The organism is Rhodoferax sp. SPJ21, assembly GCF_058216335.1.
On the sequence record NZ_JBYZMO010000001.1, the window covers coordinates 1,196,792 to 1,210,334 of the forward strand.

General features: G+C 63.7%; 12 protein-coding genes. 6 read left to right on the top strand and 6 right to left on the bottom strand.

The window, feature by feature from the left end; all coding sequences use genetic code 11:
* Nucleotides 1-67: 67 nt before the first annotated feature.
* Nucleotides 68-874, top strand: a complete 807-nt coding sequence (locus AC4BBN_RS05420; RefSeq protein WP_490590928.1) for a DODA-type extradiol aromatic ring-opening family dioxygenase — start codon at nt 68-70, stop codon at nt 872-874.
* 54 nt (nt 875-928) lie between these two features.
* Nucleotides 929-2,083: a toxin-antitoxin system YwqK family antitoxin gene (locus AC4BBN_RS05425; protein ID WP_490590929.1), complete on the top strand. Its 1,155-nt coding sequence runs from the start codon at nt 929-931 to the stop codon at nt 2,081-2,083.
* A 312-nt stretch (nt 2,084-2,395) separates the two neighbouring features.
* Here the strand turns inward: AC4BBN_RS05425 and AC4BBN_RS05430 are convergent, their stop codons facing one another.
* Nucleotides 2,396-2,893 carry a DUF2917 domain-containing protein gene (locus AC4BBN_RS05430; RefSeq protein WP_490590930.1) on the bottom strand — a complete coding sequence of 166 codons (498 nt, stop codon included), beginning with the start codon at nt 2,891-2,893 and terminating at the stop codon, nt 2,396-2,398.
* Nucleotides 2,894-3,010: 117 nt separating this feature from the next.
* On the opposite strand from AC4BBN_RS05430, the gene AC4BBN_RS05435 reads away from it, so the two are divergent.
* Complete coding sequence (locus AC4BBN_RS05435; RefSeq protein WP_490590931.1) at nt 3,011-3,997, top strand: LysR substrate-binding domain-containing protein; 987 nt, start codon at nt 3,011-3,013, stop codon at nt 3,995-3,997.
* Nucleotides 3,998-4,016: 19 nt separating this feature from the next.
* Here AC4BBN_RS05435 and AC4BBN_RS05440 read toward each other — a convergent pair whose 3' ends face one another.
* Both AC4BBN_RS05440 and AC4BBN_RS05445 read right to left on the bottom strand, forming a co-directional pair.
* On the bottom strand, nt 4,017-5,303 hold the full coding sequence (locus AC4BBN_RS05440) for an alanine racemase (protein WP_490591392.1): 1,287 nt from the start codon (nt 5,301-5,303) through the stop codon (nt 4,017-4,019).
* A 33-nt stretch (nt 5,304-5,336) separates the two neighbouring features.
* Nucleotides 5,337-5,912, bottom strand: a complete 576-nt coding sequence (locus tag AC4BBN_RS05445; protein WP_490591393.1) for a 5-formyltetrahydrofolate cyclo-ligase — start codon at nt 5,910-5,912, stop codon at nt 5,337-5,339.
* A gap of 36 nt (nt 5,913-5,948) precedes the next feature.
* On the opposite strand from AC4BBN_RS05445, the gene AC4BBN_RS05450 reads away from it, so the two are divergent.
* The 3 genes from AC4BBN_RS05450 to panC all read left to right on the top strand — a co-directional run bounded on the left by AC4BBN_RS05450 (nt 5,949) and on the right by panC (nt 9,749).
* On the top strand, nt 5,949-7,946 hold the full coding sequence (locus AC4BBN_RS05450) for a lytic transglycosylase domain-containing protein (RefSeq protein ID WP_490590932.1): 1,998 nt from the start codon (nt 5,949-5,951) through the stop codon (nt 7,944-7,946).
* Nucleotides 7,943-8,824, top strand: coding sequence for a 3-methyl-2-oxobutanoate hydroxymethyltransferase (gene panB / locus AC4BBN_RS05455; RefSeq protein WP_490590933.1), 882 nt, complete (start codon nt 7,943-7,945; stop codon nt 8,822-8,824). Before AC4BBN_RS05450 ends, panB begins: the two co-directional genes overlap by 4 nt.
* Before the next feature lie 85 nt (nt 8,825-8,909).
* Nucleotides 8,910-9,749 carry a pantoate--beta-alanine ligase gene (panC, locus tag AC4BBN_RS05460; RefSeq protein WP_490590934.1) on the top strand — a complete coding sequence of 280 codons (840 nt, stop codon included), beginning with the start codon at nt 8,910-8,912 and terminating at the stop codon, nt 9,747-9,749.
* Between the two features lie 94 nt (nt 9,750-9,843).
* Here panC and AC4BBN_RS05465 read toward each other — a convergent pair whose 3' ends face one another.
* Genes AC4BBN_RS05465 through AC4BBN_RS05475 form a run of 3 tightly spaced genes read right to left on the bottom strand, consistent with a single transcriptional unit; the run spans nt 9,844 to nt 13,536 of the window.
* The gene (locus AC4BBN_RS05465; protein WP_490590935.1) at nt 9,844-11,040 is read right to left on the bottom strand and encodes an ABC transporter ATP-binding protein; all 1,197 of its coding nucleotides are present in this window, start codon (nt 11,038-11,040) and stop codon (nt 9,844-9,846) included.
* 23 nt (nt 11,041-11,063) lie between these two features.
* Nucleotides 11,064-12,689, bottom strand: a complete 1,626-nt coding sequence (locus tag AC4BBN_RS05470) for an alpha-glucosidase (protein ID WP_490590936.1) — start codon at nt 12,687-12,689, stop codon at nt 11,064-11,066.
* A 1-nt stretch (nt 12,690) separates the two neighbouring features.
* Complete coding sequence (locus tag AC4BBN_RS05475; RefSeq protein WP_490590937.1) at nt 12,691-13,536, bottom strand: carbohydrate ABC transporter permease; 846 nt, start codon at nt 13,534-13,536, stop codon at nt 12,691-12,693.
* Nucleotides 13,537-13,543 lie beyond the last annotated feature (7 nt).

Genomic DNA, 13,543 nt, shown 5'->3' on the forward strand with positions numbered 1-13,543 from the left:
CGCAGGGAATTCCTGCAGCGGGCACGCGGCTGCGCTATAAAACGCCTTTCGCCCACAGAAAGCCCCGATGACCACCACCCTGCCCACCTACTTCATCTCCCATGGCGGCGGCCCCTGGCCCTACATGGAAGAGATGCGCCCCATGATGCGTGTCCTGGCCGAATCGCTGGCCGACATGCCGCGCCAGATCGGTGTCACCCCCAAGGCCGTGTTGTGCATTTCCGCCCACTGGGAGGAAAGCGCCTTCACCGCCATGGCCAGCGCCCAGCCGCCCATGCTGTACGACTACGGCGGCTTTCCGCCCCATACCTACAAGGTGGTCTACCCCGCGCCCGGCGCGCCTGATCTGGCGCAGCGCGTGGTGGACCTGGTTACCGCCGCCGGCCTGCCCGCCCGGCTGGATATGGACCGCGGCTTCGACCACGGCACTTTTTCGCCACTGGTGGTGATGTACCCGCAGGCCGATGTGCCGGTGCTGCAGCTGTCGCTGAAGACCGGTCTCGACCCGGCCATCCACCTGGCGCTGGGCCGGGCCCTGGCACCGCTGCGCGACGAGGGCGTGCTGATCGTCGGCAGCGGCCTGAGTTACCACAACCTGCGCATGTTCGGCCCGGCAGCCCGCGCGCCGTCCAAGGCTTTTGACGACTGGCTGCAAGACACCGTGGCTGCCGCCCCGGCAGAGCGCGAAGCCCGCCTGCTGGCCTGGGCCAGCGCGCCCTCGGCCCGCCTGGCGCACCCACGCGAAGAGCATCTGATCCCGCTGATGGTCGCCGTAGGTGCCGCCTACAACGACCCGGCCACCTGCGTGTACCACGAGGACGCCATGTACGGCGGTGTCACCGCCTCCAGCTTCCGCTTCGACGCCAAGGTTTAAACAGGCTGCTGGCGCATACAGTATCTGCGCTAGCAGCTACAGATTCAATAGCATATGCATTTACGCTCATTCACCGCAGCCTGTGCCGCCCTGCTGTGCGCTGGCGCGGCCCATGCCATCCAGGACTGCGAACTCAACGGCGAATCCGTCAACCCGAACAACGGCAACACCACCGCCGGCAAGAGCGGCATCATGCGCTGCAAGGACCGCGACACCGGCCAGCTGACGCGCGAAGAAGAGCTGCAAAACGGCCGCTCCATGGGCCTGGACCGCTTCTACCAGAACGGCAAACTGGTGCGCGAACGCCATGTCAACGAGCGCGGCAACAACCACGGCCTGGTGCGTGAATTCGCCCCCGACGGCACGCTGCTGCGCGAGTCCACCTACGACAACGGCAGCGAAGTCGGCCTGGTACGACGCAACCACCCCACAGGCGCCCTGATGCGCGCCACTTACTACGCCCTCGGCAACCAGGGCGAGCTGGCCTATGCCGAACTGACGCCACGCGGCCAGTTGCGCGCTCTGCGCTGCGGCGACAAACCCCTGCTGGCGCCCCTGGTGGACGACGCCAAGCTCTGCGGCTTCGGCGGCAAACCAGCCCAGGTAGAGATGTTCAACGATGCCGGCGTGCTGCAGATGCGCGCCAGCTATGCCAACGGCCAGCGCCAGCGGCTGGAGGACCTGTACCCCAGCGGCAAGCCCGAGCGCGTGGAAGAAGCCAAGGACGGCACCCGCTCCGAGCGCCGCTTTGCCGAAGACGGCGTACTGCGCCGCGAAACCCTATGGCAAGTGGACGGCAAAACCTCCAGCAAGACGCTGGAGCGCGAATTCTCCGAAAGGGGCAGCCTGGTGCGCGAGCAAAAGTGGGCCGAACGCCGCGCAGTCAGCGACGCCAGCTTCTACCTGAACGGCCAGCCCAAAAGCCGCTTGCTGTACAGCCGCGACGGCAACACCAATTACGTGGACGAAACCGACTTCTACGACAGCGGCAAGCCATCCCGCACCGGGCGCTACATCCAGACCGACCGCTACAACCAGACCCCTGTAGGCACCCACCAGTCCTTCAACACCCAAGGCAAGCTGGTGGGCGAGTCCATCTACGACAGCCGAGGCCGCATCAGCCGGGAACGCGACTGGGACGACGACGGCAAGCTGCTGCACGATGACGAGGTGTTTGAAGACGGCTCGCGCAAGGCCTACGCCAAATAAAAAAGGGCGCTGCATCGCTGCAACGCCCCTTGGGTAGATTTATAAAAAACAAGCCTGGCTAGCGACTTCCCTCAGGCTTGTCACCACAACCGTTCGTCCTGAGCCTGTCGAAGGAGCCGGTCCTGAGCCTGTCGAAGGAGCCTGTCCTGAGCCTGTCGAAGGGCTCTATCAGCAAGCCCTTCGACAAGCTCAGGGCGAACGGGGTTTTGAATGTACGTGGTCACGATCTGAGACAAGTAGCCAATCAAGAAAATCAGCCTCCAGCGTAGGTAACACCTGCGCAAGTAGCTACATATTCAATAGCACCCAGAATCAAGCCGTGCGGCCACGCCCGGCTACCAAGGTATCGCCCAGGCCCACCAAACCCATAGCCAGGCGCCCGCTAGCCGTGGCGGCGGAACGCAGGGCCAGAGCCAGGTCGCGGCCCGGCTGAACCACGCCGCCGCGCCACTGGGCACCGGCGCTGGCGGCTTCCTGGCGGCCATCCCAGACCGCCTCGGTCTGGGGCTCCCAGCTGAAATAGGCGGCCCCAGCCTGGCCAGACTCATCGCCCAGGGCCCAGGTCTCCACCACCAGACGCTGGCCGGCATGCAGGTTCAGGCTGTCGCCGGCTTCCAGGAAGTGGTCGCCCAGCACCATGGTGTGGCCGGCGTGCGGGCCGTCCATAGTGGCCCAAATCTTCCCCTGCGCCACACGGAACACGCCAGGCTGGCGCGGTTGCAACGTGGTGGCGTGCCCCGCATCCAGCTTCCAGCATTCCGTCAGAGCGGCCGCAGAAAGAGTGGATTGCAATGCAAGGGTGGTAGACATGGTGTACTCCAGATAATGTCGTTTCGGGAATGAATCATCGTTCTTGCCAGCCCAGGGGTCCAATGAAATAGACCCCGGCTATTGATTCCCAAACCGCATGAATGGCAAACTCACCCCATGCTCCAACCGCAAACCCATTTACGCACCCGCCCCATCAGCGTGGGCCAGCTGCGCGCCTTCACCGCCGTGGCCCGGCACCTGAACTTTCGCGCCGCCTCCGAAGAGCTGGCGCTGACGCAGTCGGCCGTCAGCCGGCAGATCCAGGCGCTGGAGGAAGAGGTCGGCGTGCCCCTCTTCCTGCGCCACACCCGGGCCGTGGAGCTGACTGGCGCGGGCTCGCAATTGATGCGCAGCGTGACGCATGCGCTGGAGCAGCTGGACAGCACGGTGCGCATGATCCGGCGCAGCGCCGGGCGCAAAAGCGTGGCCGTCAGCACCTGGGCCTCGTTCGCGTCCATGTGGCTGATCACCCGGCTGGAAGCCTTCCAAAGCGAGTACCCCGACATCGACATCCGCATCGACGCCACCGACAACTTGATCGACCTGGAAACCGCCGATGTGGACCTGGCCCTGCGCTACGCCAAAGCCGACATGGTGCCGCCGGGCGCAATGCGCATGTTTGGCGAACAGCTGACCGCCGTGGCCAGTCCCTGGCTGCTGAAAACCGGCCAGCCCCTGGCGCGCGGCGAAGATCTGGCGCATTTCGCACTGATCGAGGCCGGTGACGCACACCGTGCGAACCACCTGGAATGGCTGTCTTGGCGGCGCTGGTTCGAGGTGCACCAGCTGGAGCACATAGAACCCAAGCGCTGGATGTTCTTCAACTATGCCCACCAGATCGCCCAGGCCGCGCTCACCGGGCAGGGTATCGCGCTGGCGCGCATGCCCCTGATTGCCGACAGCCTGGCCAGTGGTGATCTGGTGGAAATACTGCCGCATATGCGGCTGGACTCGCCCGTGGCCTACTGGATGGTGGTCGGCCCGCGCAGCGCCGAGCGACCAGAGATCAAGGCCTTCTGCGCTTGGTTGCAGCTACAGGCGCAACTGACCCGCCAGGCGATTGGCGACGAGCCCGACCCGGACACCGCTGATCATTTCGACTGAAGCGCTAGTGTTCAAGGTCTCAAAAACAGGTGACCAGCGCGTCGCAAACCTGGTAGTCGGCATCCACCACCGGCATCCAGCGCCATTTGTCAAAAGTGGTGCAAGGGTGTGAAATGCCTAGGGCTACGCGATCGCCCACATGCAGCAGGGCGCTGCCGGCGTCCTGCCAGCGCAGATAGGCGTGCTGGTCGTTCAGGGCGCTGATGCTCCAGTCCGCAGGCACCTGCTGGACCGCACGGCTGCCGAGTGGGCAATAGGCAATCGGCATGGGCAGATCCATGTCAAAGGACAGATCACGCCGCCCCACTGCCAGGATAGCCAGGCCCGGCTCAGGGCAGGACTGCACGGTGGCCCAGACTTCGATCGCCGGGTGCAGGCCGTCCGAGCAGCCAAGGCGTTGGTTCACCACATGCACCATGCGCCGGTAAAAACCGTGGTCATGCGTGACATAGCAGCCCGAACGCAACAGTGCGCGCACCGGGCGCGAAAGCTGGGGCCGCATATGGCTGGCCATCAGGTCAAAAATGGCCGAGCCGCCGGCAGAAATCAGCACTTCGGCATCGGCAAACCAATCCGCTGTATCGCAGGCCAGGGCGATGGCCGCCACCCGGTCCATCAGGGCCTTGGCAAAGGGGGCGTCGGTCGCGGTGTTGCCGGTGAGGGTTCCGCCCTCGTAGCATTCAATACCGACCAGGCGTACGGCGGGGCTCGCGTGCAGGGCCTGGGCCAGCGCCAAGGCATCTGCATGGTTGCGGCAACCCGTGCGGCCGCCAGGCACGCCGATCTCGAGCAGCACGTCAAAGGGCGCAGCCGGCAGATGGGTCTGGTACCAGGCCTGCACCAGCGCCAGCTGGGCCAGAGAATCCACCAGAAACGTTATGCGCAAACCTGCGAACTCCTGTTGCAAGGTCTTGATACCCCTCAGGTCGGCATCGGTAAGCACCTGGTTGGCGATCAGGCAGCGCCGCGCACCCGCTACGGCACCGGCGCGCACCTGGCCCACGGTGGCAAACGTCAGGCCCCAGGCCCCCGCCTCCAGCTGGTACTGGAACAGCTGGGGCGACATGGTGGTCTTGCCATGTGGTGCCATGTCCACACCCCGGTCACGCGCAAAGCCCTGCATCCAGGCCAGGTTGTGCGCCACCTCCGCTCGCTTGACGATGGCCAGCGGCAGAGGTAGATCGCCGGCCAACACATTCCAGTGCTGCAAGCCTATGGCCGAGCGGCGCAGCGATGGGCTGTGCTGGGGGAAGCCCTTGAAAGAGGCATCGAGTTGGGGGTCGAGAATGTCCTGCAGGGGCACTATTGCTCCAGGTAGGCAAAGCGAAGATATGCGGGGCTAGCCGGCTGGCCAGACCACGCCGTTGTCGTTCAATATCGCGTCCAGCGGCACGTCGTGCGGCTCGGGTTCAAATTCATCCAGGTAACCCTGGGTAAAGCCTAGGCCCACTGTGAAAGGCTTGGGGTCCAGGCTGGCCAGCATGCGGTCGTAAAAGCCGCCGCCATAACCCAGGCGGTAGCCACCGGCGGCATAGCCTACGCAGGGCACGAATAGCAGCGTGGGGAACACCAGCTCGGTCGCCTGCGGCTTGAGAATGCCGTAGGCATCTTCTTCCATAGGGCAGCCGGGGTACCAGGCGTGGAACGTCATGGTTTTGTGCTGCTTGTTGACCACGGGAAGGCCAATGCGCTTGAGCTGCGGGCCGTCCAGCAGTTCACCGTCTTCCTTCCAGCGGTGCAAGGCGGGCAAGGGGTCGAACTCGCCTTTGATGGGCCAGTAGGCGCCAATCACGGTGTCGGTACGGCCCACCAACCAGATTCGCATCACCCTTTGCAGCAAATCGGCACGCTCTAAGCGGTCAGGCATCTCCAGTCGTTGTGCCACCAGCGCCTCGCGCAGGGCTTTTTTGTCCAGTGCCTTGTCGTTCATTGAGTTGTCCATAATCCCCACATGCAAGTTCCAGCCATTTTGACATCGTTCACGCTCGCCCTCGGTATCGTATTCGCAGGTTCAGCCTGCAGCCAACCCAAGTCCGACCCAGCCGCCGACAGCGCCATGCTGGACATCAACCAAGCGTTCAAACGCGGCGACCGCAAGCGCGTAGCGGCCCTGCTGCCCCAGGTACGGGGCCATATCCTGGAGCCCTGGGCTGCCTACTGGGACCAGCGGCTGCGCCTGGACGAAATGACACCGCTGGACATGCAGAGCTTCAGTAGCCGCTTTCCGGCCAGCTACCAGGAAGACCGCCTGCGCAACGATTGGCTGCTGCTGCTAGGCCAGCGCCGGGATTGGGCAACCTTCGAGGACGAACACGCACGCTACCGCATGGTGGATGACCGCGAGGTGCGCTGCTACTCCCTGGTGATTGAGCAGATCAAGCAAGGCGCCGACTCGCAACCCGCCCTGGCAGACGAAGTGCGCCGCAACTGGTACGCCCAGCGCGACGCAGACGACGGCTGCACCCAAGCCGCAAGCCAGCTCTACGCCGCCAAGAAACTGAAGGATCTGGACATCTGGCGCAAGGCACGGCTGGCGGTCGAGGCCAACCGCCCGCGCATGGCCGCCAAGGCGGTGGAAATCGTCTCACCCGAGTCGCTGCCCCTGCTGACCAGCCTGAACGACAGCCCTGCCAAATTCCTGACCAGCAAGGTCACAGCCCTGTCGCGCACACGGCGTGAAATCATCATGCTGGCCGTGATCAAGATGGCCATCAGCGATGCCGATGCCGCCGCCAGCGTGCTGGACTCCAAATGGAGCTCTCAGCTCAACGCCGAGGAACGCAACTGGACCTGGGGCGTGATCGGCAAGCAGGCCGCCATGCGCCTGTCGCTGGCCGCGCCGGACTACTTCGCCAAGGTCAGCAAGGACAGCGACCTGACCGACGACATGCTGGCCTGGAAGGCCCGCAGCGCCCTGCGCATGGGCCGCTGGAAAGACGTACTGAACGCCACCGAAGCCATGGGCGACGACGGGCGACAAGACGCCACCTGGGTGTACTGGCGTGCACGCGCGCTGCAGGCCCTGGCCAAATCCGACCTGGACCGCGAAGAACCCAAGCGCCTGCTGCAAAGCATTGCCGGCGTGCGCGGCTTCTACGAACAACTGGCACTGGAAGAGCTGGGCCAAAAGATCACCGTACCGCAGCGCCCGACCAGCACCACCGCCGAGGAACGTGACACGGCCCGTGCCAACCCCGGCCTGCAGCGCAGCCTGGCGGCCATCCAGCTGGGCCTGCGCAGCGAAGGCAACCGCGAATGGAACTACACCACCAATCTGCACGACCGAGGTGGGATGACCGACCGCGAACTGCTAGCCGCCGCCGAGCTGGCTTGCCAGCGCGAAGTATGGGACCGCTGCATCAACACCAGCGACCGCACCAAGGGCGTGATGGATTTTGACCAGCGCTTCCCCATGCCTTTCCGCGACACGGTGGTGCGGCGCAGCCGGGAGATCAACCTGGACCCGGCTTTTGTCTACGGCCTGATACGCCAGGAGTCGCGCTTCGTGATGGACGCGCGCTCCGGCGTGGGCGCCTCCGGCCTGATGCAGGTGATGCCCGCCACCGCCCGCTGGACGGCCAAGAAAATCGGCCTGGCCGGCTTCACCGCCGACCAGCTGAACGACCGCGACACCAACATCACCATCGGCACCGGCTACCTGAAGCTGGTGCTGGACGACTTCACCGGCTCCATGGCCCTGGCCGCGGCGGCCTACAACGCCGGCCCGGGCCGGCCCCGCAGCTGGCGCAATGGCCCAGTTCTGGAGGCCGCCATCTGGGCCGAGAACGTGCCCTTCACCGAGACCCGCGACTACGTGAAGAAGGTCTTGTCCAACACCACCAACTACGCCGCCATCCTGACCGGCCAACCCCAGTCGCTGAAGGCCCGCCTGGGTAACATCGGGCCCCTCGACCCGAATACGGTCGAACCCATCAAGGACTTGCCATGAACACCACCACTGTCGCTGCTGCCTCCCCCTACGGCACCCTGCCCCCGGCCAGCCCGCTGGCACAGCGCAAACCCATCAGCCTGCCCCGCCTGGCGGAAATGCACGACCGCGGCGAAAAGATCACCATGCTGACGGCCTACGACGCCACCTTCGCCGCCGTGGCTGATGCCGCCGGCGTGGAATGCTTGCTGGTCGGCGACTCGCTGGGCATGGTCTGCCAGGGCCTACACAACACCGTGGGCGTCAGCCTAGAGACCATGCGCTACCACACCGAGAGCGTGGTACGCGGCCTGCAACGCACCCAGGCCACCGCCTGGGTGATTGCCGACCTGCCGTTTGGCAGCTACCACGAAGGCCGCGAGCAAGCCCTGCGCAGCGCAGCCGCGCTAATGCAGGCTGGCGCGCACATGGTCAAGCTCGAAGGCGGCGGCTGGACCAGCGACACCGTGCAGTTTTTGGTGGAGCGCGGCATACCGGTCTGCGCCCACCTGGGCCTGACGCCACAAACCGTGCACGCCCTGGGCGGCTACCGGGTACAGGGCCGCTCCGACGCATCGGCCAGCACGCTGCGCCTGCATGCCCATGCGCTGCAAGATGCCGGCGCCGCCATGGTCGTACTGGAAATGGTGCCCGCCCCGCTGGCAGCCGAGCTGACTACCGAACTCAAGCACTGCGCCACCATTGGCATAGGCGCAGGCAAGGACACAGCCGGCCAGGTGCTGGTGCTGCACGACATGCTGGGTATCAATTTAGGTAAGATGCCGCGCTTTGTGCGCAACTTCATGCTGGACAACACCAGTGTGCGCGGCGCGATGGAAGCCTACGTACGCGCCGTGAAAGACGGCAGTTTTCCAGACAACAGCCAGCACGCCTGGTAATAACTACAAGGCGCAGGCCGTAGAAAGTGGGCGAGTCACCAACCTACCCACTACCGGCCACAAGCGCTATTTTTGAACCTAGCCGATGCTCATCGCCCACACCATTGAAGAACTGCGCGCCCACCTGGGCAGCTTCCAGCACCCGGCCTTTGTGCCAACCATGGGCAATCTGCACGAAGGCCACCTGGCCCTGGTGCGCCAGGCAAAGCCTCTGGGCGACGTAACCGTGGCCAGCATCTTCGTAAACCGCCTGCAGTTCCTGCCGCATGAAGACTTCGACAGCTATCCGCGCACCTGGGACAAAGACTGCGCCCAGCTGCAGGCTGCGGGCTGTGATGTGCTGTTTGCACCGAACGAGAAAGAACTCTACCCCGAACCGCAGACCTTCAAGGTTCACCCACCGGCCGACATTGCCGACCTGCTCGAAGGCCACTTCCGCCCCGGCTTTTTTATTGGCGTGTGCACCGTGGTGATGAAGCTCTTTCAGTGTGTTTTTTCCGAGGCCCGGGGCCGGCGCACCGCCGTATTCGGCCAAAAGGACTACCAGCAGCTACTGGTGATACGCCGCATGGTGCAGCAGTTTGCTCTGCCGGTGGAGGTGGTGGGCGGCACGACCTGCCGCGCCGAAGACGGCCTGGCCCTGTCCTCCCGCAACAGCTACCTGAGCCCGGACGAACGCGCCGAGGCGGTGCAACTGTCTGACGTGCTACAGACCCTGGCTACAGCCCTGCGCCAGGGCGGCGCAGACATCGCCGGTCTGGAGGCCCAGGCCATGGACACGCTGCGCCAGCGCGGCTGGCTGCCTGACTATGTGGTGGCGCGCCGCCGCAGCGACCTGCAACGCCCCGTGGCCGACGAACCCCTGGTGGTGCTGGCCGCCGCAAGACTGGGTAGCACCCGGCTGATCGACAACCTGGAAGTCTAAAACCAATCGCTACAAATAATATAGCTTCCAGCGCAGGTATTACCTGCGCTGGAAGCTATTTTTATATGTAGAACTCGCGGGCCTCTTTGGGTGCTCAGGCGCCGGCGCCTGCACGCGAAATGGACATGCCTGCAACCATGGGCTGCCCCAGGATTTCAGCATCTGCCGTGCGCTTGGCGGCAACGCCCTCCGCGTCGAACAAGTGCATGCAGTGCGGCGGAAAGTACAGATGCACGTGGTTGCCCACGCTGCAGCGGGTCTGGCCGTTTTCACGCACCGTGACCAGTTCGCCACCGGCCAGCCGCACATAGATGTAGCTGGCTTCGCCCAGTTGCTCCAGGAACGCCACCAGACCAGCCACCACATTGGCACCGCCCCCCTGCACGTTTGGCACGATCTGCACGTGCTCTGGGCGCACGCCCAGGGTCACCGCACTGTTCGCCGCAATGCGCGATGCGTCCACCGCCGCGTGCACATTTACCTCGGCCACCTTGGCAACCGCCTCGGCGCCAGAAGCATGGCTCAGGCGGGCTTCCACGAAGTTCATCTTCGGGCTGCCAATGAAGCCAGCCACGAACTTGTTAACCGGTCGGTGGTAGAGCTCCAGCGGTGCACCGCACTGGGCCACGCTGCCGTCACGCTGCACCGCTTCACCTGCGTTCAGCAGCACGATCTTGTCAGCCAAGGTCATGGCTTCGACCTGGTCGTGGGTCACGTAGATCATGCTGGCCGTGCCGATGTCCTTATGCAGCTTGGCGATCTCCAGCCGGGTCTGCACGCGCAGCGAGGCGTCCAGGTTGGACAGCGGTTCGTCGAACAAGAACACATCCGGCGCGCGCACGATGGCCCGGCCAATCGCCACCCGCTGGCGCTGGCCACCGGACAGCTCTTTGGGCAGGCGCTTGAGCAAGGGGTCCAGCTGCAGGATCTTGGATGCCTTGCGCACCCGCTGCTCCACCGTGGCGGTGTCGGTCTTGGCCTGCTTCAGGCCGAAAGCCATGTTGTCGTACACGCTCATGTGCGGATATAGCGCATAGCTTTGGAACACCATGGCCACACCCCGGCGCGAAGGCGGGGTTTCGTTCATGCGCTGGCCCTTGATGCTGAGCTCGCCACTGGTGATGTCCTCCAGCCCGGCGACCATGCGCAGCAGGGTAGATTTGCCACAGCCTGAGGGGCCGACAAACACCACGAACTCACCACGATCAATATCCAGATCTACTTTGCGGATGGTGTCCGGCACGCTGCTGTTGTAGCGCTTGTGCACGTCACGGAAGCGGATTTCTGACATGGTTGTCTCCTACTTTTTCTGAATTAAAGCGTCGCGAACAGCACGCCATACGGTGGCAACACCAGGTCTTGACCGTGCTGGCTGCCGGATGACAAGCCAGACGGCGTCTCCACACTGCGCACCTGCATGCCAACAGGCAAGGCATAGCGCACAGCATCTGAGCCCATATTGAAGGCGCACAGCAATGCCGCATCCCCACTGCGGCGCACAAAGGCCAGCACGACATCATGCTCGGCCAGCAGCTCGATGCTGCCGGTGCGCAGCACCTCAAAACCACGGCGCCAGGCCAGCATGGCCTTGTAAAAGTGGAACAGCGAATCCGGGTCCGCCATCTGGCTGCGAGCCGCCAGCGGCAGGTGGTCTGGCCACATCGGCAGCCAGGTTTTAGCTGCCGTGCTGAAGCTGGCGTTTGCTGCCGTAGCATCCCAGGCCATGGGTGTGCGGCAACCATCGCGCCCCACAAATTCGGGCCACATGGCAATGCCATACGGGTCCTGCAAATCTTCCACCGCCAAAGTGGCTTCGGTCAGCCCTAGCTCATCGCCCTGGTAGATACAGGGTGAGCCGCGCAGACTGAGCTGCATGGCAAACACCAGGCGCTGCCAGGCATGGTTGTCGCCCGGCTGCTTCCACCGGCTGGCCACGCGCACGCAGTCGTGGTTGGACAGTGCCCAGCACGCCCAACCGTCCTGGTTGACGGCCTCCAGCTTCTCCACCACGGAGTGCACAAAGCGCGCATCGCAGCGCGGGCCCAGCAGGTCAAACGCATAGGCGGTGTGCAGCTTGTCGCCACCACCCGTGTATTCCGCGATGCGGGCGGCGGTATCGTCGTCACCGATTTCGCCAACTGTCATCAGGTCCGGGTACTGGTCCAGCAGACTGCGGATACGGCGCAGAAAGCCCAGCATCTCCGGCTGGCTCTTGTCATACACATGGCGCTGCCAGCCGTAGGGGTTGACCTTGTTGACCGATGGGTCGTCCGTGGGGCTGCCACGGCCTGGGTTGTCGCGCAGCTGCGCATCGTGCACGCAAAAGTTGACAGCGTCCAGACGGAAGCCATCCACACCCCGGTCCAGCCAGAACTGCATATTGTCCAGAGCCGCCTGCTGCACTTCCCGGTTGTGAAAGTTCAGGTCGGGCTGGCTGGTGAGAAAGTTGTGCATGTAGTACTGGCAGCGGCGGGTGTCCCACTGCCAGGCACTGCCGCCGAAGATGGACAGCCAGTTGTTTGGCGGTGTGCCGTCTTCCTTGGGGTCGGCCCAGACAAACCAGTCTGCGCGCGGGTTGTCACGGCTGGAGCGCGACTCCACAAACCAGGGGTGCTGGTCGGAGCAGTGGCTGAGCACCTGGTCTATCAACACCTTGATACCCAAAGCATGGGCCTTGGCCACCACAGCATCGAAGTCGGCCAGCGTGCCGAAAATGCCGTCGACCTGTCGGTAGTCAGAAATGTCGTAGCCAAAATCCTTCATCGGGCTTTGGAAAAAAGGCGACAGCCAGATTGCATCCACCCCCAGCTCGGCCAAATAAGGCAGGCGTTGCACCACACCCGCCAGATCGCCAATGCCATCGCCATTGCTGTCTTGAAAACTACGCGGGTAGATCTGGTAGATCACCCCGCCACGCCACCACTCATTTACCTGCGCCATGTCAGCCTTTCACTGCACCAGAGGTCAAACCACCCACAATCTTGCGCTGGAATATCAGCACCAGGGCAATCAAAGGCAAGGTCACCAGCACGGAAGCCGCCATGATCTTGCCCCACGGAATTTCATATTTGTCGGCACCGCTGATGAGCGAGATAGACACAGGCACGGTACGGTCGTTGTTGTTCAGCACGAATGTCAATGCGAACATAAATTCGTTCCAGGCGGCGATGAACGCCAGCAGGCCGGTGGTCACCAGGGCCGGCCACATCACCGGCAAAAACACCTTGACGATGATGCCCCAGGGGGTGCAGCCGTCCATGATCGCAGCCTCTTCCAGCTCCTTGGGCAAGTCGCGCACAAAGGTGGTCAGCACCCACACGGTGAATGGCAGCGTGAACACCATGTAAGGCAGGGTCAGCCCCCACCAGTGGTTGTACAAACCAAAAGCCTGCATCAGCTCGAACATGCCCGACAGCACCGCCACCTGCGGGAACATGGACACGGCCAGCACCGTCAGCAACAGCAGACCACGGCCACGGAACTGGATGCGGCCCAGCGCGTAAGACGCAGTCACGCCCAGGAACAACGAGGCAATAACCACCATAGTCGATACCGCCACCGAGTTCAGTATGTGGCGCCCAAACGGGTGCTCCGACACCGTGAACATGGCGATGTAGTTCTTCAGCGAGGGTGCATCAGGCCACAGTGAGCTGCTGAACAGCTCGGTGCCCGACTTCAACGAAGTGACGATGGCGTAATAAAACGGAAACAGGCAAAACAAGGAGATGATTGCCACCAGGGCATACAAGCCGATGGAGCCCAGTATTTTTTGGAAAGTGTGGTTCATGCCCGGT